Genomic DNA, 25,994 nt, shown 5'->3' with positions numbered 1-25,994 from the left:
GACCTCACGTCCGTCCGGGTGCTCCCGTGCGCAGGCCGCGCATGATGAGGTCGAAGAGGCGGTCGGCCTGGGACCGCCAGTCCCCCTGGGGGTCGATCTGCCAGATGCCGGCGATGGCGAGGAGGAAGTCGTCGGCGGTCACGCCCGGGCGGATGGTGCCGGCCTCGTGGTTGGCGTTGAGCAGGAGGTCGATCGCGGCGACGAGGAGCGGGTACCCGGGCTTCGCCGGGCCGCCCGTCGCAGCCGTGGCCTGCCGCAGCGCGTCCGCCAGGCCGGCCTTGGCCGTGGCATAGCGGGCGAGGTCGTCCATCCATTCCCTCAGGGCCTCGTCGGGCTTCCGGGTCTTCAGCAACTCGGCCGCGCTGTCGACGAGTTGCCGCACCTCTTGGCGGTGCACCTCCAGGACGAGCGCCTCGCGACTGGGGAAGTTGCGGTAGAAGGTGGCCTGCCCGACACCCGCCTTCCTGGCGATCAGGCTGAGCGGGACGTCGGCGGAACGCGACAGCTCGGCCAGCGCCACCCGCAGAATGCGCTCACGATTCCGCTGCGCGTCCGACCGCTGGGGCACCTCACTCATCGACTCCACTCGCCCTCCTCCCTGACCCGTCCTACGACGCACCGGACGGAACAGCCGCCCGTCACACCTCGCACTAGTGGACACCTGTCCACTTAGGGTCACCTTACCGGCGATTTACGGCCAACGCGACCGCCCACCCGCCGCCACACCCCCGTTGGGACGCTCACCCCGCCCTTCAGCCGGTGTGGTGTCGCCGGGGCCGACCGTCGGATCAGTCGACCGCCCAGCTGTCGAACGCCTCGGCGGCGGCCGCGAGGGCCGGGGGAGCGCGCGTCGTCTCCCACGTCCTCGACTGGGAACAACTCCCCGACGCGCTCCCCCAGAAGCACCTCGAGCCCGTCTTCGTACGCGCCGACGGCTGACCCCGTCCGAAGTCCAGTCCACCGACGCGACACGCCCCGGCCGGGAAGCCCGATCCACACGGTTCCCGAGCCTGCGGGCACGCAAGCCGACGCCGCCCTGTGATCCACATGTGATCAGCGGTCCGTAGTCTCCACTCGACCCAACTCACGGGGTACGCGGTCGAAACGGGGGGCAGTACATGTCATATCGGCGTGCGGCGATACCGGCGGTGGTCGGAGGGCTGCTGCTCACGGTGTTGTTGTGGTGGGCGGGGGCGAGCGAGAGCGCGCTGCGGCTCCAGGGCTCCACCGACGTGCTGGGCGCCCAGGCCGCCGCCGAGCTGGAACGCTGGCTCGCCCCTTGGGCGTACGACCCGCCGGGCTCGGCGCGGATCGGCGCCGAGCTGTCGGGCGGGATCGGGGACACGGCCCTGAGCGACAGCTCCCGTTACCTCCCGCTGTACGAGACCGCGTTACAGATCCGGTTCGCCGCGGTCTTCGCCTTCTTCGTGCCCGGGGCGCTGCTCCTGGTCCGCAGGCTGCCGCCGGTGCGCGGCCGGGTGACGGCGGCGCTGCTCGCGGTGTGGGCCTGGGGTCTGGTGGCCGGCACGCTGGCGGTCACCGTCTCCGCGCCGTGGCTGATCGCCGCGCAGGGGCACGGCAGTTACCGCTTCCTGCCCCAGCTGGCGGGCGTGATCTCCTCCGGACGGCAGATCCTGGTGGCGACGGCGCTGGTCGCCGCCGTGGCGACGGTGCTCATCGCGTGGGTCACCGCCAAGGGCGCCGGACCACTGCCGCAGGAGGTCGTCCCGGCGCACGCCGCCCGTCTGGCCGCCACCGCCGGGACCGCGCTGATCGCGCTGTCGCTGGTCGTCCTCTCCTACCAGTCGGTCGCCGCCTCCCTCCAGACGGCCTACTCGGGCGGTGGCCTGCTCTCCGAACCGGGCGACCTCCTGCGCCAGTGGCTGCTGCTCGGCGCCTGGTCGAGCCCGGCGGGCACACCGCTCGGCGACTGGCTCCTGTACCGCGCCATCGACGTCCTGCTGCTCGCCCTGGTCTGGTGGGCCCTGCGCCTGCTGCCCGGCCTGCTCACCCGGGCCACCGTCCCCGCACTGGCGATCGGCGCGGTCTGCGCGACCGTCCTCGCACTACTGACGAGCCAGCTCCTACGGATGCTGCTCGACGGCACAAACCTCCGCTGGGACCTGTACCTGGCCGCCAACCTCGGCGGCGGCGTCCCGGCCGCCCTGACCTGGGGCCTGCTGGCGGGAGTCACGACGGCCGTGACGCTCCGGGTGACCGTGGCCCGCACGGAGACCAGGGACCCCGCAGAGCCGATGAGGACCACGGACACCGCGACCTCCGCCAAGGACTAGTAGGTGTCGTCCCCGTCCTCACCCGCGCGTCGGCCACCGGCCCGCACACGTCCCGACCTGGCGTCGGGCGTCAGGGCGTACGGGCCGGTGGCGCCCTCCGGCAGGTCAGCGGACCGTGGCCGGGCGGCCCGGCCGAACGGGATGCCGGCGAGGAGAGAAGACCGGCTGGTGTCGTTCGGCCTCAGGCCGTGGGGTCGAACCAGGCGGGTGCGTCGGACATCGACTGCTTGATGCGGAACAGCGCGAACTCGCTCAGATCCGGCAGGGCGTCCAGCGAGAACCAGCCGACGTCCAGGGACTCGTCGTCGTTGACGCGCGCCTCGCCGCCCACGGCACGGCAGCGGAACGTCGTGTCCATGTACTGGCAGACGTCCCCGTTCTCGTACCGGACCTGGTCCAGCGCCTGTACGAGAACGATCCGCTCGGGCACGCAGTGGACCGCCGTCTCCTCGAAGACCTCCCGCACCGCGCAGGCCGCGGGCTGCTCCCCCGGCTCCGGGATGCCGCCGATCAGCGACCACTTGCCGTTGTCCGACCGGTGGTTGAGCAGCACTCTGCCCTCGTCGTCGAAGACGAGGGCGGTGACTCCGGGGAGCCAGAGCAGCTGGTTGCCGGCGGATGCACGGAGTGTGCGGATGAAATCAGGGGTAGCCATGGAGCCGACCCTAACGGGCCGGTTCCGTCACCCCGTTGCTTCCAGGTCGCGCACGAGAGGCGTACGGCTACACGCCACCGGCGCGCCTCCCGCGCACACCCGCCCCGATCGCCCAGCCGAGGCCACCCGCCGCGACCAGCACCAGGAGCATCTCGGGCGCGATGCCGAGCTTGGTGGCGGGCGTCTGTGACGAGCGCAGCGGCACCTTCTGCACCAGCGAGTCCGGGACGAACATGCCGGTCTTCTGGGTGATCTTCCCGTCCGGCATGATGATCGCGCTGACGCCGCTGGTCACCGGCACGGTGACGGTGCGGCTGTGCTCGACGGCCCGCACACGGGACATGGCGAGCTGCTGGTAGGTCATTTCGCTGCGGTCGAAGGTCGCGTTGTTGCTCGGCACCGAGATCAGCTGCGCGCCGTCGGTGACCTCGGAGCGCACGGCCCAGTCGAAGGCCGCCTCGTAGCAGGTGACGAGGCCGATCTTGGCACCGTCCATGGTGAACACGCCCGGCTCGGTGCCCCGGCTGAAGTCCTTGCGGACCATGGACGTCCACTCGCTGTTGATGGCGCCGATCAACGACCGCAGGGGCAGATACTCGCCGAACGGCTGGATCTGCCGCTTGTCGTAGGTGTCGACGGGACCCTTCACCGGGTCCCACAGGATCTGCTCGTTGTAGAGCTTGCCGTCCCGCTCGACGACACCGCCGACGGAGATGGGGGCGCCGATGGCGGTGGCCGCCCGCTCGATCACCTCACGGGCGTCGGGGTTGGCGAAGGGGTCGATGTCGGAGGAGTTCTCCGGCCAGAGCACGAAGTCGGGCTGTGCCACCTTGCCGTCCTCGACCTCGGCGGCCAGGCGCTCGGTCTCCTTGACGTGGTAGTCGAGCACGGCCCGCCGCTGGGCGTTGAAGTCGAGCCCCAGGCGCGGAACGTTCCCCTGGATGACCGCCACGGTCGCGGTACCGGCCTCCGCCTCGTCACTCACCAGGGCGCGGGACGCGAACGCGCTCACCAGGGGGACGGCCACGGCCAGGGCCGCCACGGCCGCGGTGCCCCGGTGTACGGCCGCCCCGGTGCGCCGGTTGTCGACGACCAGCCGTACGACCTCGTACAGCCCGAAACCGCAGAGGACGACCGCGAAACCGAGCACCGGGGTGCCGCCGAGCGCGGCCAGCGGCAGGAAGACGCCGTCCGCCTGGCCGAAGGCGATCTTGCCCCAGGGGAAGCCGTGGAACGGGGCACGCGCGCGTGCCGCCTCACCGGCGATCCACAGCGCGGCGGCCCACACCGGCCAGCCGGGCAGCTTCGACACGACGGCGACGCCCGCGCCGACGAGCGCCACGAACACCGCCTCGATCACGACGAGCGCGAGCCACGGACCCGGACCGACCTCCACGCCGGTCCACACCAGCAGCGGCAGCAGGAATCCGAGGCCGAAGAGGTAGCCGAGACCGAGGCCCGCCTTCCACCCGCGTCCGCGCAGCACCCAGCCGAAGACCGCGAAGGCCGGCAGCGCCAGCCACCACAGGGTCCGGGGCGGGAAGCTGACGTAGAGCAGCCCCCCGGAAAGAGCCGCGACGACGGCCGGGAGCAACGCCCGGAACTTGGGCGTGGCCTGGGGTTCGGGCACTTCTGGCTCGTCTACGGGAGCGGCGGTGACGGTCACTCGGGGAGTGTACGGCGCGTCACCCCGGCCCCGACAGCGAGGCCCGTGCGTCCCGGGTGAGGCATATGTCGCACATCTGCTGCAACGTTCCTGCGCAACTCATCCACAAAGCGGCGCATCACCCGTCGTGGTTTGCGCGAGCCTCTGACGTGCGGCCTGATGCGGCCGGGCGGTCGGGGCCCTCGACGACGGTCAGGCGGAGGCGTCAGCGCGCGGCGCCGGACGCCCTCGGGCTCAACCGGGCGCGGATCACGCGTACGGCCGTCTCGGCGTTGTCCACGGTGATCGTGAACGTGTGGCCGTCCCACAGGCGCAGGACCACGGCCTCACCACGGCGTACGACGACGGCGGTGCCCTTCTCCGGGCGCCAGCGGTAGCCCCAGCCGCCCCACTGGTGGGGGGTGACGCACGGTGCGAAGACGACGTCGGCGACCTGGGAGAGGGGGATGCGGCGGCGCGGCACGCCGATGTGGCCGCAGCGCACTTCGAGGCACTCCTTGTCGACCTTCACGGAGACGTGCACGAACGCGAGCGTGCCGAAGAGGACGAGCAGCCCGGCCGCGATGCAGCCGACGACCGACATCATGAGCGGGGCGGCACCGGAGGTCCACGCGGAGTCGACCGCGAGTTCGATACCCAGTGCCATGCAGGCGGCACCGCCGAGTGCCAGCAGCCACTGGCCGCGGTTGGTCGCGCGGCCGGTCCAGACCTCGGGGTGCGGGGCTTCGGGGGCGCCCGTGTCGCCGTGGGGGTGGTCCCTCATGGTTTGAGACTACTCAGGTTCCGCAGCGCGGGCACCTGGTTGCGGAACGTCACTGCTCCGGGCGGGCGGCCAGCGCGGCGCCGACGGCCTGGAGCAGCCTGCCCTCCTCGTACGCCAGTGCCGGGGCGGGCAGTGCGCCCTCGCGTCCGCTGAGGATGACCGTCAGCGTCGCCTCGGTCCAGTCCGCCTCGGGCTTGGGGAGTTGCCCGATGCGACGCAGCGCCTGGGCGGCCACGGCGCCGGCGGAGCCGTGCAGGACGAGGGGCGGGTGGCCTGGCTGCTGGACGGCGGCGCGGATGCGTTCGGCGACGAGTTCGTAATGGGTGCAGCCCAGGACGACGGTCGTCACATCGTCGGGGGTGAGCGCGGCGGCCGCGGCGATCGCGGCGTCGATCGCCGCGTCGTCGGCGTGCTCCACCGCTTCGGCCAGTCCCCAGCAGGGCACCTCGGTGACCGTCACCCCGTCGGCGAACTCCTCGATGAGGCCGCGCTGGTAGGGGCTGCCGGTGGTGGCGGGCGTCGCCCAGATGGTGAAGGGGCCGCCGCCGGACGCGGCCGGTTTGATCGCCGGGACCGTGCCGATGACCGGCAGTCCGGGTTCGAGGAGGGCGCGCAGGGCGGGCAGGGCGTGCACGGACGCGGTGTTGCAGCCGACGATCAGGGCGTCGGGCGCGTGCGCGGCCGCCGCCTCGGCGACGGCGAGGGCACGTTCTGTCAGGTCCTGTGGAGTGCGCGGGCCCCAGGGCATGCCGTCGGGGTCCGAGGAGATCACGAGATCCGCGTCGGGCCGCAGGCGCCGTACCGCGGCGGCGGCGGGAAGCAGACCGATACCGGAGTCCATGAGCGCGATCTTCACCCGGCCACGATAGACGATGGCCTCGGTGGGGCCTCTTCGGTGGGGCAGACTGCGAGGGTGAGCGCCATCGTGTGGACCGCCGCCGGATCACTCGCCGCCTGGCTGTGGCTGCTGCTCGGCCAGGGCTTCTTCTGGCGCACGGATGTGCGCCTGCCACCCCGCCGTGATCCCGACGACTGGCCGTACGTCTGTGTCGTCGTCCCCGCCCGCGACGAGGCCGCCGTCCTGCCCGAGAGCCTGCCGTCGCTGCTGACCCAGGACTATCCCGGCCGCGCGGAGGTCTTCCTGGTCGACGACGGCAGTTCGGACGGGACCGGTGAACTGGCCCGTGAGCTGGCCCGGCGGCACGGCGGGCTGCCCCTGACCGTCTCCTCGCCCGGGGAGCCGCCCGCCGGCTGGACGGGCAAGCTCTGGGCCCTGCGGCACGGAATGGGGCTGGCACGCGCGCGTGGACCCGAGTTCCTGCTGCTGACGGACGCGGACATCGCCCATCGGCCGGACAGCCTGCGCGCGTTGGTGGCGGCCGCACACGGCGGGGGCTTCGACCTCGTGTCGCAGATGGCGCGGCTGCGCGCCGAGAGTGTGTGGGAGCGGCTCGTCGTGCCCGCCTTCGTGTACTTCTTCGCCCAGCTCTATCCCTTCCGCCGGATCGGCGTACGGGGCTCGCGCACGGCCGCCGCTGCGGGTGGCTGCGTCCTGCTGCGGGCCGAGGCCGCCGAGCGGGCGCGGATCCCGGACGCGATCCGGCAGGCCGTCATCGACGACGTGGCCCTGGCCACGGCGGTCAAGAGGGGCGGCGGCCACATCTGGCTGGGGCTGGCGGAGCGGGTGGACAGCGTGCGGCCCTACCCCCGGCTGCACGACCTGTGGCGCATGGTCTCCCGCAGCGCCTACGCCCAACTGCTGCACAACCCGCTGCTGCTCGCCGGTACGGTCCTCGGTCTCACCCTGGTCTACCTCGTACCGCCCGTCGCGCTCCTGGCGGGCCTCACCACGGGAGGCCTCCCCACAGCGCTCCTCGGCGGGCTCGCCTGGCTGCTGATGACGGCGACGTACCTGCCGATGCTCCGCTACTACGGTCAGCCGCTGTGGCTCGCTCCCCTGCTGCCGTTCACCGCGTTCCTGTACCTGCTGATGACGGTCGACTCCGCGGTGCGGCACTACCGGGGACGCGGCGCGGCCTGGAAGGGCCGCACCTACGCGCGCCCGGACTCGGTCCCGGACGAAGGCTAGCGGCCGCCTATTGGCCCCCCTCTGTATGGGTCGCTATTTCCTGCCCGGCGTCCAGTTCATCCCCCACCCGTAGGCGTGGTCGACCGTGCGCTGTGGGCTCACGCCTCGCTCGGGGACCAGGTAGCGGGCCTCGCGCTGGACGATGAGGTCGCCGCCCTGGTTGGTGATGAGGGCGAGGGCGCAGACGGTGGAGGGGACGGTGCACTCGTCGAGGGAGAAGTCGACGGGGGCGCCGTGCTGCGGGTGGAGGGTGACCGTGGCGTGCAGATCGGCGAAGGAGCGGGCGCCCTGGTAGATGGTGACGAAGATGAGGATGCGCCGGAAGGCGTTCTTGTGGTCGAGGTTGACGGTGAGGTTCTCGCCGCTGCTCACGGCGCCGGTGCGGTCGTCGCCGTCGAGGTGGATGAAGGGCGGCTGGTGCAGTGCCCCGAAGGCGTTGCCGAGCGCCTGGACGACGCCCTTGCTGCCGTCGGACAGTTCGAACAGGGCGCACAGGTCGAGGTCGAGGTCCGCGTGGTTGGCGATGGCCCGGCCCAGCTTGCTGCCCCACCCGGTGAACTGCTTGTGCACCTCCCAGTTGAGGTTCACGCGCAGGGCGCCGGAATTGCCGCCCTGCTTGCTCAGGGAGACCGCCGGGGCCTCCTTGGTGAGCGTGACCTTGGTGAGGCGGACCGGGGCCGGCGCGGCGGGCGGCGGAGGCGGGGCGGTCCTCACCGGGGGCGGAACGGTGACGGGAGGAGTCACCGGTGCGGGCGCGGCCACGGGTGCCGCCGCCTGCTGCGGTTCGTCCACGGTGATGCCGTAGTCGGTGGCCAGGCCCTCCAGGCCACTGCTGTAGCCCTGGCCTACGGCACGGAACTTCCAGGCGCCCTGGCGGCGATAGAACTCGCCGAGCACGAAAGCGGTTTCGGCGCCGGCGTCCGCGCTGTCGAAGCGTGCGATCTCGGTGCCCGCCCGCTCGTCGAGCACGCGGATGTACAGCCCGGGGACCTGCCCGAAGGTGCCGCCGTCCGCGGAGGCGACCACCACCACGGTCTCGATGGCGGGCTCCACGCTCGCGAGGTCGACGAGGAGCGACTCGGTCACCTGGCCGCCGGCGTCCCGTTTGCCCTCGTGCCGGACCGCCCCTGAGGAGTGCGCGGGCTGGTTGTAGAAGACGAAGTCGGCGTCGGAACGTACCTTTCCGCCGACCAGCAACAGCGCCGAGGCGTCCGTGTCGGGCACGCCCGGTCCGGAACGCCGGCCCAGTTCCACACGCAGCGCGGCCGTCGGCACCGCGGTGTTCGATCCTTTCGGCATTGACATGTCCGCCCCCATCAGAAGGTCACCCAGAAGGTCGTCGCCAGGCCGGGTCCCGCACAGTCCTTCGGATCCGCCCCGATCCGTTGTCGGCGCCAAACCTATTCCCCCGACCCCCGGAACCCCCAGAACCCGTACCGAAAGATCCGTGGCCAACCGCCGGTAACCCGCCGGGAACTCTCCCTTTACACGATCAGAACGCGTTGCGCTGCCCCTTTTCGCCGAGTTCGCTCGCATTGGGGATCCAGCGTCACTGCCGACACGGAAAACAACCCTCTTATCGGTCTCCCCAACCAGCACATCGTGGGCTTAACTTATGTGCCATGACCTCCCCCCGCTCCACCTACGGCGGCGGTTACTACTCCGCCTCGTCCTTCGCGGACACCCCGATCTACGACTCTCTCGTCGCCGAGCGGGGAACCCCTCAGATCGCTCCCATCCGGGTACCGGCCCAGTACGACACTCCGGGCAGCAATCTGCCCGCGCTCCCGTCGGCGCTCCCCGCGCTGCCGGCCGGTCCCTCCCACCCGTCCCCCGCCTATGGTTACCCCCAGGCCCAGCAGCCCTCGCCGTTGCAGCAGGCGCCGAACGCGTACATCCCGCAGCAGGCCGCGGGTCCGCGTGGCTACCCGGGCGCCCAGCCGCCGCAGCAGCAGCGTCCGATGGCCGGCAACACCGGCTACGAGGCCATGCGACCGGCGGCTCCGCGCCCGGCCCAGGCCGCCCCGTACCAGCAGGAGCCGTACAACGGTCAGCAGTACCGCGGCTACTGATCCACTTGAAATATTCCGCGTGGGGTTGTCACCGCCTGCTGGCAGGATGACCCCATGGGGAATCCGTCACTGCACTCGATCCATGTCCACCCATTGAAGGCGGCCCGGGGCTTCGCCCCCGACGAGGCCGTCGTGGAGCCCTGGGGGCTGGCGGGCGACCGCCGCTGGGTGCTGGTCGACGACTCGGGCAAGGTCATCACTCAACGTCCGCATCCGCGTATGGCGTTGGCCGCCGCCGGGCTTCAGCCCGGCGGCGGTCTCTTGCTGTCCGCGCCCGGGCGTGAGCCGCTCACCGTCGCCGTGCCCGAGCCCACCGGGACGACCACGGTGGAGATCTGGCGGGACAAGGTGGAGGGGGTCCCCGCCGACGCCGCCGCGCACGCCTGGTTCAGCGCCTATCTGGGCATCGCCGTGCGGCTCGTGCATCTCGACGACCCGGCGACCCGCCGCCCGATCGATCCCGAGTACGCCCGCCCGGGCGAGACCGTCAGCTTCGCCGACGGCTATCCGCTGCTGCTCACCACGCTCGCCTCGCTCGACGCGCTCAACACCCTGGTCGCGGACGGCGACCACCCCGAAGAGGGCCCGCTGCCGATGAGCCGCTTCCGGCCGAACGTGGTCGTCGACGGCACGGACGCCTGGGCCGAGGACGACTGGCGGCGCGTCGCCATGGGAGAGGTCACTTTCCGGGTCGCCAAGATGTGCGGGCGGTGCGTGGTGACCACCACCGACCAGGAGACCGCCGAGCGCGGACGGGAACCGCTGCGCACACTCGCCCGCCACCGGCGTTTCGGCGACAAGCTGGTCTTCGGGCAGAACCTGGTTCCGGAAACCGGGGGCACGGTCCGTATCGGCGATCCGGTGCGAATCCTCGAATAGAGCGTTCGATCTCGCTGAGATCTGCGCGGACTTGAGGGAACCCTCCTTCCTCCCTTGAAAATTCAAACTCCTTCGATTGGGTTCGTGTGTAGGGAACACACGCCCTGGGACCGTCCGTTGAGTCTTGGTGAGAAGTTCACGAGAAGTCCGGTGGGAGGGTGATTTCGCTCTCTCTTGACCGGGAGCGCGCGTGGACGGCTCCGCCCGGGGTTATCACGGACGCGTAAGGGGGTGTGGGGCAGTGCGGGCAATCGGTGGACTGCGGGCGTTCGGCGGGCTGTGGCGGTGGCGGCACAATCCGCTGCGGCGGACGACCGATCTGGTCGAGGCGTGGCTGGCGTTCGCGGCCCTCGTGCTGATCCTCGTCGCCGCGCCCCTGATCGGCGCCCTCGTCGGCACCGCCGCCCAGAGCGCCCTGCAGCAGTCCGTGCGCGACCAACGGGAGACCCGGCACCGGGTGACGGCCACCGTCGTCAAGAAGGTCGACAGCTCCCCGCTGGACCCGGATCCGGAGACGGCCACGACCCGCGACCGACAGAGCCGGGTGGTCGCCGACTGGACCGGCCCGGACGGCACCGACCGGCACGGCACGGTCATGGCCAATCTCAAGACCCCGCGACCCGGCGACCACTTCACGCTGTGGACGGACGAGCAGGGCCGAACAGTGGGTCGCCCCCTGGACACCGCCACGGCCACGACGCACGCCGTGCTGGCCGGATTCGGCGCCACCGTGCTCGCCGCGGGGCTCGTCGAGGGCGGCAGGCGGCTGATCGTGTGGCGCATGGTCCGCCGCCGGTACACCCGTTGGGACCAGGCGTGGGACAAGGCGGGACCGGACTGGGGCAGGACGGGCACGGGCAGCTGACCGCCTTCCCACTCCGGTCAACTCCCCCTGCCCGCGCACGCTACGGTGGACCGACCAGCCGAACTGTTCGGCATCGACCCGCGTTCCACGAGGTGGGGGCACAGCAACGCCATGGCACAGGGCACGGTCCAGGTGACGCACACCGGTACATCGCGGTGGCGGCGCCGCACAGGTGAGTACACGTCGCTCGCCGCGGCCCTGGAGGCCGCGAGTGACGGCGATGTGCTCATCGTCGCTCCCGGCACGTACCGGGAGAACCTCGTCGTGCAGCGGGGGGTCACGCTGCGCGGCCCGGAGGGCTCGCCCGGCTCGGTTCGCATCGCGCCCCTCGACGGAGTGCCGCTGACGGTGTCCGCCTCTGCCGTCGTGCAGGACCTGCACGTGGAGGGCCAGGACGCGGCGGCGCCCGCGCTGCTCGTGGAGGACGGCACGCCCGAGCTCCTGGACCTGCGGATCGTCACGCGCTCCGCGGCCGGCATCGAGGTGCGCGGCGGCGCCCGCCCCACGGTCCGGCGCTGCACGGTCGACAACCCGGCCGGTATCGGCATCGCCGTGGTCGACGGCGGCGGTGGCGTGTTCGAGGAGTGCGAGGTCGTCGCGGCCGGCCAGGCCGGTGTCGCGGTGCGCGGCGGCGGCCATCCACGGCTGGAGCGGTGCCGGGTGCACCACACCTCGGGTTCGGGCCTGACGGCGACCGGGGAGAACTCCGCGCTGGAAGCGGTCGGCTGCGAGGTCTACGAGGTCCGGGGCAGCGGCGTACAGATCAGCGGGCGGGCCACGGCCCATCTCACCGACTGCGATGTGCACCGTACGACGGCCGACGGTGTCACGCTCGACACGGACGCCGTGCTCACCCTCGCGGACTGCCGCATCCACGACATCCCGGAGAACGCGGTGGATCTCCGCTCGCGCTCCGTCCTCACCCTGACCCGTACATCGGTGCGGCAGTTCGGGCGCAACGGGCTGTCGGTGTGGGACCCGGGCACGCGCGTGGACGCCAACCAGTGCGAGATCTTCGACAGCACCGGCGACTATCCGGCCGTCTGGATCAGCGACGGCGCGACGGCGGTGCTGGAGTCCTGCCGGGTTCACGACGTGCCGGACGCGCTGTTCGTGCTGGACCGGGGTTCACGCGCGGACGTCGTCGACAGTGATCTGTCGCAGGTGCGGAACACGGCGGTGTCGGTGAGCGACGGGGCGACCGCGCAGCTCGACGACTGCCGGATCCGGGATGCGGCGACGGGCGCCTGGTTCCGCGACCACGGCAGCGGTGGCACCCTCAACGGCTGCACGGTGGACGGCACGCAGACCGGCGTGATCGTCACCAAGGGCGCGGACCCGACCATCGAGCGCTGCACGGTCACCTCACCCGCCGAGGCGGGGTTCTATGTCTCCGCCGGGGGCCGAGGCAGCTTCCTCAACTGCCGGGTGACGGGCAGTGGCGGCTACGGCTTCCACATCATCGACGGCTCACGGGCGACGCTGCGCAAGTGCCGTACGGAGCGTTGCGCGCGCGGCGGTTACGAGTTCGCGGACGGCGGCCCCGGCGGCGCGGGCGGCGGCCCCGTCGTCGAGGACTGCACCAGCGACGAGAGCGCGGGGGTCCGGCCTCCTGCCCCGCAGGAGGCCGCCACGCAGACCACGGCCCAGTCGCCCGGGCTGCTGGGCTCGATCCCGGGCCAGCGCACCATCGATCAGCCGCCGGCCACCGTGCCCGCAGCGGAGCCCGAGACGTCGGCGCGGAGCTCGAAGGCCGTGCTCGGTGAACTCGACGCGCTGGTCGGCCTGGACAGCGTCAAACGCGAGGTCCGCGCCCTCACGGACATGATCGAGGTGGGCCGCCGCCGTCAGCAGGCCGGACTCAAGGCGGCTTCCGTCAAACGGCACTTGGTGTTCACGGGCTCCCCCGGCACCGGCAAGACGACGGTCGCGCGCCTGTACGGCGAGATCCTGGCCTCACTCGGTGTCCTGGAAAAGGGGCATCTCGTCGAGGTGTCCCGGGTGGACCTGGTCGGCGAGCACATCGGCTCCACGGCGATCCGCACCCAGGAGGCCTTCGAGCGGGCCCGTGGCGGTGTGCTGTTCATCGACGAGGCGTACGCGCTGTCACCGGAGGACTCGGGGAGGGACTTCGGCAAGGAAGCCATCGACACGCTGGTGAAGCTGATGGAGGACCACCGGGACGCCGTCGTGGTGATCGTCGCGGGTTATACGGCCGAGATGGAGCGCTTCCTGACCGTCAACCCCGGTGTGGCGTCCCGCTTCTCACGGACCATCACCTTCGACGACTACGTCCCCGACGAGCTGTTGCGCATCGTGGAGCAGCAGGCCGAGGAGCACGAGTACCGGCTGGCTCCGGGCGCGGGCGAGGCGCTGCTGAAGTACTTCACGGCCCTCCCGAAGGGCCCGGCCTTCGGCAACGGCCGTACCGCGCGGCAGACGTTCGAGGCGATGGTGGAGCGTCACGCGAGCCGGGTGGCCCAGGTCGACGAACCGAGCACGGACGAGCTGACGTTGCTGTACGCGGAGGACCTGCCGGAGCTGTCGTAGGGAGACCGTCGGAACCTCCGCAGGGATGTCGTAGCGGACGTGCCGGGGGCTCGCCCCAGGGGGAAAACCCCACCACAGGTGTGATGTCGGCAGGATGGGACCGGAGTGATCCGGCGGACAGCATGATCCCCATGACGCATCGCACTCGACGAGTCCTGGTCCTGGCCCTCTCCGTCTCGGCCGCCGCCACCACGCTGACCGCCGTCACCGGCCCGGCGACCGCCACGGCGGCCCCCTCCTCCCCCACCCTCACCTGGCGCCCCTGCGCCCAGCCGAACGGCCCCGCCGGTCAGGAGTGCGCGGAGCTGGCCGTACCGCTCGACCACCGCGATCCGGACGGCCCGCAGCTCACTCTCGCCGTCTCCCGCCTGCGCAGCGAGGACCCCGAGGCACGGCGCGGCACGCTGCTGATGATCCCGGGCGGGCCCGGCGGCTCCGGCGTCAAGCGGCTCACCCAGCAGGGAAACGCGCTCCGGAAGGAACTCGGCAGCGCGTACGACATCGTCAGCCTCGACCCTCGCGGTGTGGGCGGCAGTACGCGGGCGAGCTGCGGCCTCCCCGCCGACGACCGGCACCTGGTGACCCTGCGGTCCTGGCCCTCCCCCGACGGCGACATCACCGAGAACGTGGCACGGTCCCGGCGTACCGCCGAGGCCTGCGCCACCAACGGCGGGGCGGTGCTGCGCAGCCTCACCACCGCCAACGAGGTGCGCGACATCGACCTTTTCCGGCAGGCCCTGGGCGAGGAGCGGCTGTCCGCGCACGGGGTGTCGTACGGGACGTATGTGGGCGCCCTCTACGCGCAGAAGTACCCCGAGCGGACCGACCGTTGGGTGCTGGACAGCAATGACGACCCCGATCCGCGACTGGTCGCGCGGGGCTGGCTGGCGAGCATGGCGCAGGGCGCGGAGGACCGGTTCCCGGACTTCGCCGCATGGGCCGCCGACCCGGCCCGGGAGACGGCGCGCCTGCGGCTCGCCGAGAAGCCGGAGGACGTACGGCCGTTGTTCCTGTCCCTGGCGGCCGCACTGGACCGTGCGCCGAGGGCGACGACCACCGAGGGCGTGCCCCTGACCGGCAACCGGCTGCGGCAGGCGATGCAGAACGCGCTGTACAACGACAACTCGTTCGACGAACTGGCCCTGCTCATACGTCAGGCCCTGGACCCGAAGGCGACGCCGGTCCTGACACCCGACGTGGCCGGGCCGATGAGCGACGAGGAGGCGGCAGTGGCCATGGCGGTGGTCTGCAACGACGTGCGCTGGCCGGCGTCGTTGGGCGCGTACGAGCGGGCGGTGGCCGACAACCGTGTGCGGTATCCGCTCACGGCCGGGATGCCGGTGAACGTCACGCCGTGCGCCTTCTGGAAGAACAAGCCCGTGGAGAAGCCGACCCGGATCACCGACGAGGGGCCGTCCAACATCCTCATGGTCCAGAATCGGCGGGACCCGGCGACCCCTTACTTCGGCGCCCTGAAGCTGCGGGCCGCGCTGGGCGACCGCGCTCGGCTCGTCACACTGACGAGCGGCGGACACGGCGCGTATCTGGGGACGGGGAACGCGTGCGGCAACCGCACGGTGACGACCTTTCTGCTCACCGGAGAGCGGCCGGAGCAGGACATCTCCTGCCCGAACGAGTGACAGGGGCCGCGGGCGCGCGGTGAACCAGGAGTAGGGCCACCGCGCACTAGGACTTTCGTGGGCCCGGCAGCTCCGGGCCGATCCGTGCCAGCAGGTGCTGCCGCTCGTCGACGAAGGCCGGGTCCGCCTGGTAGTCGGAGTGGCCGAGGATCGGGGCGGGCAGGGGGTGGGCGCCGGTGCGGCCGTAAGCGAGCGGGTCCTTGAAGGGCTCCGCGTCGACCTGCGGCCCGCACTTGCTGGTCAGGTGCACAGGGCCGCCTATGGGGTCGGTGAGGCGGTACAGATTGCGCCAGCAGTCGACCTCGCGGTGCAGGGAGGCGAGCGGCTCAGGGCCGAAGTGGGCGGGGAACCAGCGTCCGTACAGCCGCTCCAGCGGTGAGCCGTACGTGAGCAGCGCGACCCGCTTGCGGACCGACGGGGTCAGCTGCCAGGCGGCGGCCGCCGCGAGGACGCTGCCCTGGGAGTGGCCGGAGAGAACGAGCCGGCCGCCCGTGGTACGGGTCCAGGTGGCCATGCGCCAGGTCAGGTCGGGCACGGCCCGCTCGGCGTAGCAGGGCGGTGCGAACGGGTGCGCGGCGCGCGGCCAGAACGTGCCCACGTCCCAGAGGATGCCGATCGTGCGGCGCGCGGAGGCGTCCTTGTAGGCCCGGCGCCCCCAGGTGACGAACAGCAGGAAACCCACGCCGATCAGCCAGGAACCCAGCGCCTGCGCGGTCTCGGCGGCGCCCGCGACGAAGTCGTACGAGTCGTGCGCCGCCTTCGCCGGTGTCTCGCGCGTCGTCAAGGCGCCGGTCAGGGCTCCGGCACCGAGGAGCAGCGTCACGGTGGAGGTGATGCCGATGATGCGGGGCGCGCGGTCGGTGAGGGCGGCCATGGCGCGCGTGCGCGCGATACGGCGGGTGCGGCCGGCGTCCTGGGACTCGTGCTCCTCACTCGGTCGTTCTTCGGCTTCCTCGCTCGGTCGGCCTCCTGCTTCCCCGTCCGGTCGGCCTCCTGCTTCCCCGTCCGGTCGGCCTTCTCCTTCCCCGTCCGGTCGGCCTTCTCCTTCCCCGTCCGGTCGGCCTTCTCCTTCCTCATTCGGTCGACCTTCTGCTTCCTCGCTCGGTCGCTCCTCCTCTTCCTCGCTCCGTCGCTCCTCCGCCGCGCGCTTGTGGTGGGGTCGGCCTTCCACCAGGTGGTACTCCCGTTCCACCGCCGCCATCTCCGCGCGCCGGAGCACCCATGTGCGGCGGGCCAGCCAGCCGAGGAGGCCGAGGACGACCAGGAGGAGGGGCGGGATGACGGAGGCCTGCCAGGTGAGGAGGACGGGTGGGCCCGGCAGGGCGTCGTCCGTGCCGCCCAGCCAGTCGGCGACGCGTTGGGCGACGCCGGCCGACATGACGCCGCCGAGGGCGCAGGCGAGCATCGCGACGGCGGGGCCGGCCAGACCGTACATGGCGGTGCGTGGGTCGGGGCGGGAGCGGTACAGGATGCGGGCGACCACGCCGAGCGCGATGACGAGCAGGCCCTGGACCAGAGTGATCCCGCCGAAGGTCATGTCTCCCGGCAGCCGGCCCGCCGACGTCCACTCGGGGCGTGACCACCCGGCGTACACCATGGTGAGCACGAGGAGGGCGAGCGAACCGGTGGGCAGGCGGCGCACCAGGTGCTCGTCCAGTTCCTTGTCGAGGCGGTTCTCGCTGCGGCCCCGGCGGCACACCACCCACACCACGACGACCGCGAGCACGACGAGTGCCGTGTTCAGCAGCCAGCCCAGGAACTCCAGGACGGCGGGGCCGCCCATCCGGCGGTCGTGGCGGGCCGCGGACGTGCCGACCGCCGCCGCGACCGTCAGGAACCCGGCCGCCGCGTGGGCGGCACGCAGCCTGGCCACCAGTCGGCGCCCGTACCAGAAGCCGGGGCGTCCGAGGGCGACGCGGGCGGTGTCCTCGACGTCGGGTGCGAGGCGGGCCGTCTTCTCACCGTCGGGGCGGGCGTCGTCGCGGTCCATGGGGCGCTGCGACTCGTACTCGTTCCAGGTGCGGTGGGACAGGTACCACAGGAGGCCGGTCAGCGCGGCGGGCACCAGGGCGGCCAGGGCGAGGCGGCGGCCTGGCTGACTCCACCAGCCGTCGTCGGAGACGGCCGGGGAGAGGAAGCCGAGCCAGGTGTGCTCCTCGGCGCACGCGCGTGCGCCCGCGCACTGCCAGGCGGTCAGGTCGAGGGCGACCTCGCAGGCGGCGGCGACGAGCAACACGGTGAGGGTCAGGCCAGTCAGGCGGACGAGGAGGCCGTAGAGGCGTATCGTCCGACGGCGGTTCCGGGTGGTGGGGCGCATCCAGTGGGCGAGGTTGACGACCATGAACGGCAGCAGCAACAGCCACAGGGCGCGGGAGCCGTTGCCGGACGTGAGGTTGCACCACACATAGGCCTCGGGGACGGGCTTGCCGCGGTGGTCCGCGGGCCGTGCCTCCGCGTCGGCGTCGTCGATGCGCCGGAAGACGGCGGCGGTGTCGTCGCCGGTGATCCGGACCGTGCGCGGATCGTCCAGCATGCGTTCGGGGGTGGTGCCGCCGACGCCGTGGACGAGGAGTTCGAGTGCGGTTCCGTCCGGCGTGGTGTGGGCGGAGTCCCGGTGCCCGCCCGCTTCCCTGGGTTCCGGCGCTTCCCTGGGTTCCGGATGTTCCCCGAGTTCCGTATGTGTCGTATGTTCCCTCGCACGATCCACTGTTCCGCTTCCCCCGTGATGCGCCGCAAGTCAGATGTGATGTGCAGGCATTGATGATCGCCGCTGGGCGGGATTCGTACACCTGTGGTCACGGAATCTCCCCGATCCATGTGATAGTGGCGGGCGCGAGCAACGGAACGTGACGTACCCGCGCCTGTGCAGGCAGTGGCGTCACCGGTGGTGGGGCGTGCGAATATGGGGCGTCCTCGGGACCGGGGACTGGGGGAATGTCCTCGTCGGAGGGGGTATGGGAGGCGTGTCGGACGTGATGGGGCGAAAGGACCGGAGCGGGCGTGAGTGAGAACCAGAACCTCCTCGCGGAGCAGCGCCGTGCCCTGATCCTCGACGAGGTGCGACGGCGGGGCGGGGTCCGGGTCAACGAGCTGACACGCAAGCTCGGTGTGTCGGACATGACGGTCCGCCGCGATCTCGACGCGCTCGCCCGCCAGGGCGTGGTGGAGAAGGTGCACGGCGGTGCGGTGCCGGTGGCCGAGGCGAGCACGCACGAGCCGGGGTTCGAGGCGAAGTCCGGACTGGAGCTCAGCGCCAAGGAGGACATCGCGCGGGCCGCCGCGGAGCTGGTCGCGCCCGGGTCGGCGATCGCGCTGTCCGGTGGTACGACGACGTATGCGCTCGCGCACCGGCTGGTGGACGTGCCGGATCTGACCGTGGTCACCAACTCGGTGCGGGTCGCCGATGTCTTCCATGCCGCCCAGCGCACGTCCGGGCCCCGGCAGGGGGCGGCGACCGTCGTGCTGACCGGTGGGGTGCGGACTCCGTCCGACTCGTTGGTGGGGCCGGTGGCCGATCAGGCGATCGCGGCGCTCCACTTCGATGTGCTGTTCCTCGGTGTGCACGGGATATCGGTCGAGGCGGGGCTGTCCACGCCGAATCTGGCGGAGGCCGAGACGAATCGGCGGCTCGTGCAGTCGGCTCGGCGGGTTGTGGTGGTGGCCGACCACACCAAGTGGGGGACGGTGGGGTTGAGTTCGTTCGCGGCGTTGGAGCAGGTGGACACGTTGGTGACGGACGGGGGGTTGGCTGCGCCGGCTCGGGCCGAGATCGCTGAGCATTTGCGGCGGTTGGTGGTGGCCGGCGAGGACTCTGAGGACAGCGCCGACATGTGAGCGCCGTTCGACTGAGGACGACTTTGGACTGCGGGCCGTCTGTGGCTGGTCGCGCCCACGCGGCGGAGCCGCATGTCGACACAGCCCCGCGCCCCTCAAAGACCGGCGCTGAGCCCCGCCCCCAGTCCCCCTAGTCTTCCCACACGCCCGTCTCCAGCAGGGTCTCGATGGCTGCCGCGTACGGCGCGATGTCCAGGCCCTGTTCCCTCAGCCACTCGTTCGAGTAGTACTTGTCGAGGTAGCGGTCGCCCGGGTCGCACAGGAGGGTGACCACGCTGCCTCGGCGGTTCTCCGAGACCATCTCGGCGATGATCTTGAGGGCGCTCCACAGGCCCGTGCCCGTGGAGCCGCCGGCCTTGCGGCCGATCTGCTGTTCCAGGGCTCGTACGGCGGCGACGCTGGCGGCGTCGGGGACCTTCATCATGCGGTCGACGGCGCCGGGGACGAAGCTGGGCTCCATGCGGGGGCGGCCGATGCCCTCGATGCGGGAGCCGCAGTCGCAGGTGACGTCGGGGTCGCCGGTGGTCCAGCCCTCGAAGAAACAGGAGTTCTCGGGGTCGGCGACGCAGATACGGGTGTCGTACTGCATGTAGTGGACGTAGCGGGCGATGGTCGCGGAGGTGCCGCCGGTGCCGGCGGTGGCGACGATCCAGGCGGGCTCGGGGAAACGCTCCAACTGGAGCTGGCGGAAGACGGATTCGGCGATGTTGTTGTTGCCGCGCCAGTCCGTGGCCCGTTCGGCGTAGGTGAACTGGTCCATGTAGTGGCCGCCGGTCTCCGCCGCGAGGCGGGCCGACTCCTCGTACATCTTCCGTGAGTCGTCCACGAAGTGGCAGCGGCCGCCGTGGAACTCGATCAGGCGGATCTTCTCGGCGCTGGTCGTGCGCGGCATGACGGCGATGAAGGGGACGCCGATCAGTTTGGCGAAGTACGCCTCGGAGACGGCCGTGGAGCCGCTGGATGCCTCGATGACGGGGCGGCCCGGCCGGATCCAGCCGTTGCACAGGCCGTAGAGGAAGAGGGAGCGGGCGAGGCGGTGCTTGAGGCTGCCGGTGGGGTGGGTCGACTCGTCCTTGAGATACAGGTCGATGCCCCATCTCTCGGGCAGCGGGAAGCGCAGCAGATGGGTGTCGGCGGAGCGGTTGGCGTCGGCCTGGACCTTGCGGACGGCTTCTTTGAGCCAGGTCCGGTAGCCGCTGTCGCTGTGATCGACGTCGAGGGTCACGCCCGGACGGGTGGGGTGGGGGGTGCTCACGGCGTGCTCCTCACGCATTGCGCCGACGGCGGATCGCGGCGTCGGACCTCCCGATGATAAACACCTTCCGCACGCTTCTCACCTGCATAAACATGCCTTTGAGTACCTCAAAGGCACTCCTGTGGTGGGGATGCGCGGGGCGCATGGGGGGGCGCATGCCGCGCGTGCGCCGGAACCCCGCCCCCGACCAACCGTGCGCACTGGTGCTCGACACCCGGGACGTGCAGACTTCACCGCACGGGCCGAGTCGGCACACCGGGGCCGCACAGGGGACAGCGACCTCGGGCACACTGGATCACGGTCCGCGACGGATCACCACACAGGACAGCCGAAGCGCACTAGGGGGCGGGGCACATGGCGGAGCCGGAGTTCACGGCCACGGGCGTGCGGATCGGAAAGAGGCTGCGGCAGCTCACCCGGGCGGGGCAGGTCCGGATCGAGGACGGCCGGCTGCAGTTGCTCACGAGTTACGGCAGCGAGATCGACAGCGCCCCGGTGCAGGCGGTGCGGGCCTCGAAGCCCTGGTTCGCGAACGAGGACCGGGCGTTGGCCGACGTCAACGGAACCCGTTACACGCTCACCCTCAACGAGCACGACCCGGCTCCGGGGAAGCCCGGGCCGCCCTCGGCCCGCCGCTTCATAGAGGCGGTGCGCAAGGCCGCGGGGCGCAGCGGCTGACGAACCGCGAGTTGCGGGACCGGACCCCCTGCGTCACTCTGGTCTCACGTCACTCTGGGTTTACCGGCGATAACGCTGCGAACCAGCCCGCCGGCCATGTCAGCGGGCGGTGGTCGTCAGCAGCCACCCCACGAGCAGGCGGCAGTCCAGGCTTCCGCCGAGGCGGCAGTCGCCAGACGGCCGCACCACAGCAGGCGGCGTTTTTCGCCCAGCCACCTCGCTGGATCCGTACTCCGATCTTCTTCCGGACTCAATTCGGGGAGTCGCAGCCGTGATCAGCCAGCAAAGCAGGCACTGCACGGTGGAGCTCCAAGCCCTGCCGTCGCGGATCGGCCAGGTCCGCAGAATCGTATCTGCGCAATTGCGCTACTGGCATCTGGATCCCTTGATAGAGCGGGCCGCACTCGGTGTGACCGAGCTGCTGTCCAACGTCCACCGGCACGCGGAGCCGGACAAGATGTGCACCGTGGAGATGGAGTTGCTCCTCGGCCGACTCACGGTCTCGGTGCACGACAACGACCCCCGCCTCCCCGTCGTCCAGGACGCGGAACTCTTCGCCACCAGTGGCCGCGGCCTCGCGATGGTCGCCGCGGTGAGCGAGAGCTGGGGTGTGCGGCCGCACGGCGAGTCGGGGAAGGTCGTGTGGTTCACGCTGCCGGCGTCCTCGGCCGCGGTGCCGAAGATCTCGCCGTACGACGCCCGGCAGACGCATGACACCGGACAGGTGTACGACACCGGACGCAGGCCCGCCGCACGTGGGCGCAGGTCCGAACACGCTCCCGCCCGGTCGGCCGTCGCAGGCTGACCGGGCGGTGACCCGCCGGTCGTGACCCAGCCGAGGAAGGCGCCGACGCCGAGGCCGCCCGCCGTGCCGAACGCGGCGCCCAGGACCGACTCCCACCGACACTCACCCCGCCCTTGGAGGCGACCCGTCCGGCGTGCGCCACGGTCCGCGGCGTCCGCGCCGGACGGTTCGCGAGGGTCTGCGTCTCGACGCTCGATTTCTGTAACTACTAGTATGTACAGTGGAGTCATGAGGACCCCTGAGCGTCTGATCGAGTCCACGCGCGAGCTGTTGTGGGAGCGCGGCTATGTGGGCACCAGCCCCAAGGCCATCCTGGAGCGCTCGGGCGCCGGCCAGGGGAGCATGTACCACCACTTCAAGGGGAAGCCGGACCTCGCCCTGGCCGCGATCCGGCGGACGGCCGAGGAGCTGCGGGCTGCCGCCCAGGGAGTACTCGACGGGCCGGGCTCCCCGCACGAGCGCGTCGAGGCGTACCTGCGGCGTGAGCGTGACGTCCTGCGCGGCTGTCCCGTCGGGCGGCTCACCATGGACCCGGACGTGATCGCGAGCGACGCACTGCGGGCGCCGGTGGACGAGACGATCGACTGGCTGCGCGAACGCCTCGCCGGACTGGTCGAAGAGGGCAAGGAGCGGGGGCAGTTCGCGCCGGAGCTGGACGCGGAGGAGATCGCCGCGACGATCGTGGCGACCGTGCAGGGCGGATACGTCCTGGCCCGCGCGTCGGGCTCACCGGCGGCCTTCGACGCGGGGGTGCGAGGGCTGCTCGCGCTGCTCCGGCCCGCTCGATAGACCGCTCATCCACTCGACAGCCCCATGGAGGCACTTCATGCACGCCATGCAGTACGAGATCACCCTGCCCGCCGACTACGACATGGCCGTCATCCGTCACCGCGTGGCGAGTCGCGGGCATGCGCTCGACGCCTGGGAGGGCCTCGGTCTCAAGGCGTATCTGATCCGTGAGCGGGGTGTGCACGGCTCGCCCGTGAACCAGTACGCGCCGTTCTACCTGTGGAACAGCGTGGCGGGCATGAACTCCTTCCTCTGGGGTGGCGGCTTCCAGGGCATCGTCGACGACTTCGGGCGTCCGTCGGCCCGCCAGTGGACGGGGCTGGCGTACGAGACGGGTGGCGGCCTCGGCTCCCCCGCGCGGGTCGCGGTGCGGGGGCGGCGGGACGTACCGGGCGGAGTGCCGTTGGGCGAGGTCGTCGCGGACGCGGTGCGTGAGACCGGGCGGCTCGCCTCTCTGGACGGGGCGGTGCTCGCGGCGGCGGCCGTGGACACCAGCCGTTGGCAGATCGTCCACTTCTCGGTCTGGGACCACGACGCGCCCGAGGCCGAGGGCGAGGTGTTCCAGGTGCTGCACCTGAGCGCGCCCGAACGCGACCGGCTGCCACGGGGCCGGCAGTGGCTACCGCCCCTTCAGCCCGCAGCCTCACGGGGTTCCGCCCCGAGCCCCGTCAACCTGGCCGGGACGCCTCTCGGGTAATGGCGTACCGGGCGTCGCGACGCCACGGAGATCCATCAGAAGGGCACTAGCCCACAGAGATGTCCACCGACGGCCGGAGCTTCGCCGCGGCGGCCGGGGCCTCGTGGACGGGGTGCGTGTCGAACGACGCCAACAGGGCCTGCTCGGCGGGGTGTTCGGCGGCCGGGTAGGCGATCTGTTCGTACGCGGTCTGGAAGCGGGGACCCCAGCGGCGGGCGCCTAGGCGGGCCGTGCGGGAGCAGTTGTCGACCATGTGGGCCACGTCGCGGGCGTGCATGTAGGGCAGCAGGGAGTCGACGGCCTCGATGACGGACTCGTTGACGATCTCCGACCAGGGGTGGCCGCGGTCGGCGAACTCGTCGATCTGGGCGGTCATGGTGGCGACGAAGACCCCGGCGGTGAACGGGTCGACGGGCAGGTCGCGTTCGTCCCGGCGGGCGCGCACCCGGTCGCTCACGGACCACATCGGTGAACCGCCGATCTTGCTCATCGGACGGGCGCCGAGGCGTCGTTCGGCCAGGATCACGCTGCGCAGCTCGGTGCCGTCGGCGACCTCGTCGTAGATCTCCGCGACGATCTCGCGGGCGGGCCCGTACGTGGCCGTGTACGCGCGGTCGAAGACGTCCCGGCCTGCCGCGTCGAGGTCCTCGCGCACCGCGCGGAGCCCGGCGCGGGAGATGGTGCGGGCGATCGGGCCGGTGACGTTCTCGCAGGACCGCTCGTACGCGGTCACCTCGTCGTCCCCGGCGAGCCGGTAGCGGGTGTGGAGGCTCTCGACGATGCCGTGGACGGCGCCGAGCAGGATGGCGCGCTCGCCGACGATGTCGGAGAGGTACTCGCTCTCCAGGGTGGTGCGGAAGGTGTACGGGGAGCCGAGGGCGACCGACCAGGCGAGGGCGCGGTCGCCCGCGTGGCCGTCGGGGTCGGCGTGGACGGCGTAACTGCTGTTGATTCCGGCGCCGTTGATCTCGGCACCCTGCTCGTACAGGCGGCGGACCGAGTCGCCCATGCCCTTGGGGCAGACCGCGATGACTCCGTGGCCGGGCGGGAAGTCGCCGCCGGTCTCCCGGAGGTGGCCGAGGAGGAAGCCGTGGGAGAGGCCGATGGTGGCGCCGGGCTTCAGGGCGGCGAAGATCTGCTGGTGGTGGGCGGCGAGTGCCGCGTCCGCGATCAGAAGGATGACGAGGTCGCTGGCGGCGGTGACGGCGAGCCAGTCGCCGAGGGTGCCGTCCGCCTCGGTGAAGCCGTGGGCGCGGGCGTCGGCGGCCGAGGCGGAGCCGGGGCGCAGGCCGACGGAGACGGTGAGGTCGGTGCCGGTGAGGGAGTCGCGCAGGTTGAGGGCCTGGGCACGGCCCTGCGGTCCCCAGCCGATGACCCCGATGCGGCGCACCCCGGCAAAGGCCTGCGGCAGCAGCGGGAAGAGGTGGCGGCCGCCGCGCAGGATGGTCTCGGTGCCGCCGGGCACGTCCATGGTTTCGAGGGCGAAGACAGTGGAGGTGGTCATGGTGGAGTTGTAGGGTCCGGGTGAGTGTTGCGGCAAGCGCAACCTTTGCAGCGGACTGTTGCGGATGATGAAAGAACCAGGTGAGCGGGCATGCGGGACGATCATCGCGAGCTTCGGTTGTTTCTGCATCTGGCCCGGACGCTGAACTTCGGCCGGACCAGCCTCGACTGCCATGTCAGCCCGGCGACCCTCACCCGCACCGTGCAGCGACTGGAGTCCGACCTCGGCCACCGACTCTTCGACCGTGGACCGAGGGGCGTCTCGCTGACGGCCGAGGGGCACCGGTTCCGCGAATACGCCGTCCAGGCACTGGAGTTGTGGCGCGCGTACCGCGAGGAACACCCGGACCCGGCCGAACTCACCGGGCGGCTGGCCGTGTTCGCGACGGTCACCGCGTGTCAGGCCCTGTTGCCGGACCTGTTGACGCCCTTCCGCAGGGCCCACCCCCAGGTCCGCCTCGATCTGCGCACCGGCGACGCGGCGGCCGCGCTGGCCCGGCTGGACGAGGGCGAGGTGGACGTGGCGGTCGCGGGCGTCCCGGCGCGGCTGCCGGAGCCGCTGGTGAGCCGGACGGTGGCGACGACGGACCTGGTGTTCGTCACCGCGCGCGACCGCCCTGACCCCGGCCTCGACGGGCCCTTCGTCCTCCCCCACCGCGGCCTGGTCCGCGACGCCGCCGACCGCTGGTTCCGCGCCCACGGCACCGCACCCGACCTGGCGGCCGAGCCCGAGGGCCACGAGGCGCTGCTGACCCTCGTCGCGCTGGGCTGCGGGACCGGCGTGGTCCCCCGGCTGGTGCTCGACCACAGCGCCGTACGCGACCGGCTCACGGCGATCCCCACCGACACGCCTCCGGAGCCGTTCCCGATCGGCCTGTGCGTGCGGCGGGCGGATCTGCGGCGGCCACAGGTGGCGGCGCTGTGGAGCCTCACGGCGGAGTTAACCTCCTGATCACCCTG

Annotated in this window: 23 protein-coding genes; 14 read left to right on the top strand and 9 right to left on the bottom strand. The window is 71.7% G+C overall.

The features are described 5' to 3' along the window. Window positions 1-4 precede the first annotated feature (4 nt). Window positions 5-577 (bottom strand): TetR/AcrR family transcriptional regulator, encoded by a 573-nt coding sequence (locus JIX56_RS42975; protein ID WP_257551448.1) that lies wholly within the window; start codon window positions 575-577, stop codon window positions 5-7. A 182-nt stretch (window positions 578-759) separates the two neighbouring features. Here JIX56_RS42975 and JIX56_RS42970 point away from each other — a divergent pair, with 182 nt between their 5' ends. Both JIX56_RS42970 and JIX56_RS42965 read left to right on the top strand, forming a co-directional pair. Next, the gene (locus tag JIX56_RS42970; protein ID WP_257551582.1) at window positions 760-939 is read left to right on the top strand and encodes a hypothetical protein; all 180 of its coding nucleotides are present in this window, start codon (window positions 760-762) and stop codon (window positions 937-939) included. Between the two features lie 179 nt (window positions 940-1,118). After that, the gene (locus tag JIX56_RS42965; protein WP_257549248.1) at window positions 1,119-2,294 is read left to right on the top strand and encodes a hypothetical protein; all 1,176 of its coding nucleotides are present in this window, start codon (window positions 1,119-1,121) and stop codon (window positions 2,292-2,294) included. Window positions 2,295-2,475: 181 nt separating this feature from the next. Here the strand turns inward: JIX56_RS42965 and JIX56_RS42960 are convergent, their stop codons facing one another. From JIX56_RS42960 to JIX56_RS42945, 4 genes are all read right to left on the bottom strand, one after another. Beyond that, window positions 2,476-2,949 carry an NUDIX hydrolase gene (locus JIX56_RS42960; RefSeq protein ID WP_257549243.1) on the bottom strand — a complete coding sequence of 158 codons (474 nt, stop codon included), beginning with the start codon at window positions 2,947-2,949 and terminating at the stop codon, window positions 2,476-2,478. 67 nt (window positions 2,950-3,016) lie between these two features. Continuing rightward, entirely contained in the window at window positions 3,017-4,615 is a 1,599-nt protein-coding gene (gene lnt, locus JIX56_RS42955) for an apolipoprotein N-acyltransferase (protein WP_257549241.1), read from the bottom strand. Window positions 4,616-4,820: 205 nt separating this feature from the next. Beyond that, window positions 4,821-5,378, bottom strand: coding sequence for a hypothetical protein (locus tag JIX56_RS42950; protein WP_257549239.1), 558 nt, complete (start codon window positions 5,376-5,378; stop codon window positions 4,821-4,823). A gap of 49 nt (window positions 5,379-5,427) precedes the next feature. Beyond that, window positions 5,428-6,234, bottom strand: coding sequence for a glutamate racemase (locus JIX56_RS42945; protein ID WP_257549237.1), 807 nt, complete (start codon window positions 6,232-6,234; stop codon window positions 5,428-5,430). Between the two features lie 57 nt (window positions 6,235-6,291). Between JIX56_RS42945 and JIX56_RS42940 the strand changes: the two genes are divergently transcribed. Further along, the gene (locus JIX56_RS42940) at window positions 6,292-7,467 is read left to right on the top strand and encodes a glycosyltransferase (RefSeq protein WP_257549235.1); all 1,176 of its coding nucleotides are present in this window, start codon (window positions 6,292-6,294) and stop codon (window positions 7,465-7,467) included. Window positions 7,468-7,500: 33 nt separating this feature from the next. Here the strand turns inward: JIX56_RS42940 and JIX56_RS42935 are convergent, their stop codons facing one another. Next, on the bottom strand, window positions 7,501-8,772 hold the full coding sequence (locus JIX56_RS42935) for a TerD family protein (RefSeq protein WP_257549233.1): 1,272 nt from the start codon (window positions 8,770-8,772) through the stop codon (window positions 7,501-7,503). A gap of 317 nt (window positions 8,773-9,089) precedes the next feature. Between JIX56_RS42935 and JIX56_RS42930 the strand changes: the two genes are divergently transcribed. The 5 genes from JIX56_RS42930 (at window position 9,090) to JIX56_RS42910 (ending at window position 15,473) form a co-directional block, all read left to right on the top strand. Beyond that, window positions 9,090-9,539 carry a DUF6643 family protein gene (locus JIX56_RS42930; RefSeq protein ID WP_257549231.1) on the top strand — a complete coding sequence of 150 codons (450 nt, stop codon included), beginning with the start codon at window positions 9,090-9,092 and terminating at the stop codon, window positions 9,537-9,539. A gap of 54 nt (window positions 9,540-9,593) precedes the next feature. Beyond that, entirely contained in the window at window positions 9,594-10,418 is an 825-nt protein-coding gene (locus JIX56_RS42925) for an MOSC domain-containing protein (RefSeq protein ID WP_257549229.1), read from the top strand. A 241-nt stretch (window positions 10,419-10,659) separates the two neighbouring features. Then, entirely contained in the window at window positions 10,660-11,283 is a 624-nt protein-coding gene (locus tag JIX56_RS42920; RefSeq protein ID WP_257549227.1) for an Rv1733c family protein, read from the top strand. 111 nt (window positions 11,284-11,394) lie between these two features. Then, window positions 11,395-13,833 (top strand): right-handed parallel beta-helix repeat-containing protein, encoded by a 2,439-nt coding sequence (locus tag JIX56_RS42915; RefSeq protein WP_257549225.1) that lies wholly within the window; start codon window positions 11,395-11,397, stop codon window positions 13,831-13,833. Between the two features lie 131 nt (window positions 13,834-13,964). Next, a complete protein-coding gene (locus JIX56_RS42910; protein ID WP_257549223.1) occupies window positions 13,965-15,473 on the top strand; it encodes an alpha/beta hydrolase in 1,509 nt (502 codons plus the stop codon). A gap of 46 nt (window positions 15,474-15,519) precedes the next feature. Here the strand turns inward: JIX56_RS42910 and JIX56_RS42905 are convergent, their stop codons facing one another. Beyond that, window positions 15,520-18,006 carry a hypothetical protein gene (locus tag JIX56_RS42905; RefSeq protein ID WP_257551447.1) on the bottom strand — a complete coding sequence of 829 codons (2,487 nt, stop codon included), beginning with the start codon at window positions 18,004-18,006 and terminating at the stop codon, window positions 15,520-15,522. 467 nt (window positions 18,007-18,473) lie between these two features. Between JIX56_RS42905 and JIX56_RS42900 the strand changes: the two genes are divergently transcribed. After that, complete coding sequence (locus JIX56_RS42900; protein ID WP_257549222.1) at window positions 18,474-19,307, top strand: DeoR/GlpR family DNA-binding transcription regulator; 834 nt, start codon at window positions 18,474-18,476, stop codon at window positions 19,305-19,307. A gap of 130 nt (window positions 19,308-19,437) precedes the next feature. Here the strand turns inward: JIX56_RS42900 and JIX56_RS42895 are convergent, their stop codons facing one another. Beyond that, on the bottom strand, window positions 19,438-20,580 hold the full coding sequence (locus JIX56_RS42895; RefSeq protein WP_257549220.1) for a PLP-dependent cysteine synthase family protein: 1,143 nt from the start codon (window positions 20,578-20,580) through the stop codon (window positions 19,438-19,440). A gap of 336 nt (window positions 20,581-20,916) precedes the next feature. Between JIX56_RS42895 and JIX56_RS42890 the strand changes: the two genes are divergently transcribed. The 4 genes from JIX56_RS42890 (at window position 20,917) to JIX56_RS42875 (ending at window position 23,531) form a co-directional block, all read left to right on the top strand. Continuing rightward, the gene (locus tag JIX56_RS42890) at window positions 20,917-21,240 is read left to right on the top strand and encodes a hypothetical protein (RefSeq protein ID WP_033525756.1); all 324 of its coding nucleotides are present in this window, start codon (window positions 20,917-20,919) and stop codon (window positions 21,238-21,240) included. 271 nt (window positions 21,241-21,511) lie between these two features. Then, window positions 21,512-22,045, top strand: coding sequence for an ATP-binding protein (locus JIX56_RS42885; RefSeq protein ID WP_257549218.1), 534 nt, complete (start codon window positions 21,512-21,514; stop codon window positions 22,043-22,045). A gap of 228 nt (window positions 22,046-22,273) precedes the next feature. Next, on the top strand, window positions 22,274-22,834 hold the full coding sequence (locus JIX56_RS42880; protein ID WP_257549216.1) for a TetR/AcrR family transcriptional regulator: 561 nt from the start codon (window positions 22,274-22,276) through the stop codon (window positions 22,832-22,834). A gap of 37 nt (window positions 22,835-22,871) precedes the next feature. Next, window positions 22,872-23,531: a DUF4865 family protein gene (locus tag JIX56_RS42875; RefSeq protein ID WP_257549214.1), complete on the top strand. Its 660-nt coding sequence runs from the start codon at window positions 22,872-22,874 to the stop codon at window positions 23,529-23,531. Between the two features lie 46 nt (window positions 23,532-23,577). Here the strand turns inward: JIX56_RS42875 and JIX56_RS42870 are convergent, their stop codons facing one another. Further along, on the bottom strand, window positions 23,578-25,035 hold the full coding sequence (locus tag JIX56_RS42870; protein WP_257549212.1) for a ketol-acid reductoisomerase: 1,458 nt from the start codon (window positions 25,033-25,035) through the stop codon (window positions 23,578-23,580). Window positions 25,036-25,125: 90 nt separating this feature from the next. Here JIX56_RS42870 and ilvY point away from each other — a divergent pair, with 90 nt between their 5' ends. Further along, a complete protein-coding gene (gene ilvY / locus JIX56_RS42865) occupies window positions 25,126-25,986 on the top strand; it encodes an HTH-type transcriptional activator IlvY (RefSeq protein ID WP_257549210.1) in 861 nt (286 codons plus the stop codon). Window positions 25,987-25,994: the final 8 nt, after the last annotated feature.

This window comes from Streptomyces sp. CA-210063, assembly GCF_024612015.1.
GTDB lineage: Bacteria > Actinomycetota > Actinomycetes > Streptomycetales > Streptomycetaceae > Streptomyces.
Note: the sequence above shows the minus strand (reverse complement) of the source record. Positions and strands in the feature narration are given on the sequence as shown.

Excerpts from the sequence above, each read along its gene's own strand:
- JIX56_RS42895 (WP_257549220.1), bottom strand. The coding sequence starts at position 20,580 with ATGCGTGAGGAGCACGCCGTGAGCACCCCCCACCCCACCCGTCCGGGC.
- JIX56_RS42925 (WP_257549229.1), top strand. The coding sequence starts at position 9,594 with ATGGGGAATCCGTCACTGCACTCGATCCATGTCCACCCATTGAAGGCG.
- JIX56_RS42875 (WP_257549214.1), top strand. The coding sequence starts at position 22,872 with ATGCACGCCATGCAGTACGAGATCACCCTGCCCGCCGACTACGACATG.
- JIX56_RS42890 (WP_033525756.1), top strand. The coding sequence starts at position 20,917 with ATGGCGGAGCCGGAGTTCACGGCCACGGGCGTGCGGATCGGAAAGAGG.
- JIX56_RS42905 (WP_257551447.1), bottom strand. The coding sequence starts at position 18,006 with ATGCTGGACGATCCGCGCACGGTCCGGATCACCGGCGACGACACCGCC.
- JIX56_RS42910 (WP_257549223.1), top strand. The coding sequence starts at position 13,965 with ATGACGCATCGCACTCGACGAGTCCTGGTCCTGGCCCTCTCCGTCTCG.
- JIX56_RS42975 (WP_257551448.1), bottom strand. The coding sequence starts at position 577 with ATGAGTGAGGTGCCCCAGCGGTCGGACGCGCAGCGGAATCGTGAGCGC.
- JIX56_RS42960 (WP_257549243.1), bottom strand. The coding sequence starts at position 2,949 with ATGGCTACCCCTGATTTCATCCGCACACTCCGTGCATCCGCCGGCAAC.
- JIX56_RS42880 (WP_257549216.1), top strand. The coding sequence starts at position 22,274 with ATGAGGACCCCTGAGCGTCTGATCGAGTCCACGCGCGAGCTGTTGTGG.
- JIX56_RS42950 (WP_257549239.1), bottom strand. The coding sequence starts at position 5,378 with ATGAGGGACCACCCCCACGGCGACACGGGCGCCCCCGAAGCCCCGCAC.
- JIX56_RS42930 (WP_257549231.1), top strand. The coding sequence starts at position 9,090 with ATGACCTCCCCCCGCTCCACCTACGGCGGCGGTTACTACTCCGCCTCG.
- JIX56_RS42915 (WP_257549225.1), top strand. The coding sequence starts at position 11,395 with ATGGCACAGGGCACGGTCCAGGTGACGCACACCGGTACATCGCGGTGG.
- JIX56_RS42870 (WP_257549212.1), bottom strand. The coding sequence starts at position 25,035 with ATGACCACCTCCACTGTCTTCGCCCTCGAAACCATGGACGTGCCCGGC.
- ilvY (WP_257549210.1), top strand. The coding sequence starts at position 25,126 with ATGCGGGACGATCATCGCGAGCTTCGGTTGTTTCTGCATCTGGCCCGG.
- JIX56_RS42965 (WP_257549248.1), top strand. The coding sequence starts at position 1,119 with ATGTCATATCGGCGTGCGGCGATACCGGCGGTGGTCGGAGGGCTGCTG.
- JIX56_RS42935 (WP_257549233.1), bottom strand. The coding sequence starts at position 8,772 with ATGTCAATGCCGAAAGGATCGAACACCGCGGTGCCGACGGCCGCGCTG.